This is a genomic window from Streptomyces sp. WM6386 (genome assembly GCF_000972385.1).
Classification (GTDB): Bacteria; Actinomycetota; Actinomycetes; order Streptomycetales; family Streptomycetaceae; genus Streptomyces.
Window position 1 is genome coordinate 1 of sequence record NZ_JXTE01000166.1, and the last position, 1,957, is coordinate 1,957.

2 protein-coding genes and 1 pseudogene are annotated in these 1,957 nt (G+C 69.7%); all 3 read left to right on the forward strand.

Going from position 1 to position 1,957, the window contains the following annotated elements:
* Positions 1-283 (forward strand): SRPBCC family protein (locus tag TN53_RS40360; RefSeq protein ID WP_046263850.1); only part of this gene is annotated, 283 nt, incomplete at its 5' end.
* 155 nt (positions 284-438) lie between these two features.
* A complete protein-coding gene (locus TN53_RS40365) occupies positions 439-1,617 on the forward strand; it encodes an NAD(P)/FAD-dependent oxidoreductase (protein WP_046263851.1) in 1,179 nt (392 codons plus the stop codon).
* Positions 1,618-1,735: 118 nt separating this feature from the next.
* Positions 1,736-1,957: pseudogene (locus TN53_RS40370) on the forward strand (serine hydroxymethyltransferase); the annotation flags it as partial.

Genomic DNA, 1,957 nt, shown 5'->3' on the forward strand with positions numbered 1-1,957 from the left:
TGTGATCTTCCACCGGATGTACCCGGTGTCCGTCGACCGCACGATCGTCGAGTGCGACTGGCTCTACCTCCCGCACGTCGTCGAGAGCGGCAAGGACGTGGCGAGGTCGGTCGAGTTGTTCCACCGTGTGAACCAGCAGGACTTCGACGCCTGCGAACGCACCCAGCCGGGCATGAGCTCACGGGTCTACGCCAAGGGTGGCGTCCTGGTCCCCAGCGAGCACCACATCGGCGAGTTCCACACCTGGGTACAGGACCGCATCGACGCGCCGCCCGCCGGCTGATCCCTTCGAACCTGCGTTGCGAAGTGCGCAACAGTGCGCGCCATCAGAAATTGATGGACGGACACTCCCTTGACAACCCCCGTGTCGCACAGAACCATGTTGCGCATAACGAGTGTCGTTGTGCTATATGAGACAACTCTCCGTCTGGAGCCCGCATGAGGAGCATCACCGTCGTCGGAGCGTCGCTGGCAGGTCTGAGCACGGTCCGTGCGCTGCGCGCAGAGGGCTACGACGGCGAGATCGTCGTCGTGGGAGAGGAGCGCCACACTCCCTACGACCGCCCGCCGCTGTCGAAGGACTTCCTCAAGGGAGACCTCGACGTCGACGCGCTCGCGCTCGGTGACGCCGATGAATACGAGGCGCTGGACGTGCAGTGGCTCCTCGGCGAACGCGCGGTGCGACTGGACCCTGTGGCCAGGACCGTCACCCTGGCCGGGGGACGGCACGTACGCACCGGCGGGGTCGTCGTCGCGACCGGCGCCAGTGCCCGGATGCTCCCCGGCATGGAGGGGCCGGCCGGTGTCCACACCCTGCGCACCCTGGACGACGCCCAGGCCCTGCGCGCCGAGTTGCTGGACGGCCGGCCCCGGCTCGTCGTCATCGGCGCCGGCTTCATCGGCGCCGAGGTGGCCTCCACCGCCCGCGGACTGGGGCTCGACGTCACCGTCGTGGAGGCACTCGACATACCGCTGGAACGTCAACTGGGGCGGGAGATGGGGCTGGTGTGCTCCTCGCTCCACACCGATCACGGGGTCCGCCTGCTGAGGGGAACCGGAGTGGCGGGGCTCGTCGGTGGGGACCGGGTGACCGGCGTACGGCTGGCGGACGGGCGAGTGCTGCCCGCCGACATCGTCGTGGTGGGTGTGGGTGTCCGGCCCGCCACCGACTGGCTCGCCGGATCCGGCGTGCAGGTGGACGACGGCGTGGTGTGCGACGCCGGCTGTGCGACCAGTGTCCCGAACGTGGTCGCCGTAGGCGATGTCGCCCGCTGCCCCAGCCCGTTCACCGGGCGCCACGCCCGAATCGAGCACTGGAGCAACGCCACCGAGCAGGCGAGGACCGCGGCTCGGACACTGCTCAGCGGAGAGTCGGCCCCGGCGCCGCTCACCGCGCCGTACTTCTGGTCCGATCAGTACCAGGTGCGCATCCAGCTCGCCGGACACGTCGCCCCCGGAGCCGAGCCCGAAATCGTCGAGGGCGACGTCGACAGCCGATCTTTCACAGCCGTCTACCGGCGTGACGGCGTCCCCGTCGCGGTGCTCTCCCTCAACCAGCCCAAGTTCTTCAACCGGCTCCGCCGCACCCTCGTCCCCGCTGCCGCGGTCGCGCTCTGAGGAGGAGGGCAATGCCACGGTCGGCCGGCCGTTCCGGCCGCGCGCCCGAGAACATCGCCGATGCCCTGTCCGCCGACGCCTGCGCCGCTCACCGCGCCCACACCCAAGGAGACCGTCGATGACCCTCTTCAACCAGCCCCTGCACGAGGTGGACCCGGAGATCGCCGCCGCGGTCGACGCCGAGCTGGACCGTCAGCAGTCCACCCTGGAGATGATCGCCTCGGAGAACTTCGCTCCGCTGGCGGTGATGGAGGCCCAGGGCTCGGTCCTGACGAACAAGTACGCCGAGGGCTATCCGGGCCGGCGCTACTACGGCGGCTGCGAGCACGTCGACGTCGCC

Bases quoted from the DNA above. Each gene is read 5' to 3' on its own strand.
- TN53_RS40365 (WP_046263851.1), top strand. From the start codon at position 439: ATGAGGAGCATCACCGTCGTCGGAGCGTCGCTGGCAGGTCTGAGCACG.